The organism is Streptomyces sp. ATLC9 (assembly GCF_057196705.1).
The window spans coordinates 1-423 of record NZ_JBXUOY010000602.1 but is presented as its reverse complement, the minus strand read 5'-3'; the positions used below and the strand labels follow the sequence as shown (position 1 = coordinate 423).

The 423-nt window shown below is 80.9% G+C and carries 1 pseudogene; it reads left to right on the top strand.

What is annotated here, in order from left to right:
* Nucleotides 1–423: pseudogene (locus tag AC2CJA_RS27270) on the top strand (ATP-dependent helicase); the annotation flags it as partial.

The window sequence follows — 423 nt, the reverse complement described above, 5'->3', positions numbered from 1 at the left end:
GAGCGGACCGGGCCGGCGGGCCGGGGCGGGGCGGAGGCGGCCCCGGAGCGGACCGGGGAGGGGAGGACGGCGGCGCGGACGGGCCCTGGATCGGGGTGGAGACCGCGCTCACCCTGCTGGCCTCCCCGCTGGGCGGCATGGACGGCGCCGACCTGCGCCGTCTGGGCCGGGCTCTGCGCGAGGAGGAACGCGCCGCCGGCCGCACCGTGCCCCGTCCCTCCGACGAGCTGCTGGCCGAGGCGCTGTCCGAGCCCGAACGGCTGGTCGCGCACGACCCGTCGTACGCGCGCGGCGCACGCGAGCTGGGGCTGCTGCTGCGCAGGGCGCGCGAGGCACTGGCCGGCGGCGCCACGGCCGAGGAGGCGCTGTGGCTGCTGTGGAACGACGGCCTGGACGGCGACCGGGACGGCCGGTGGCCCGCCC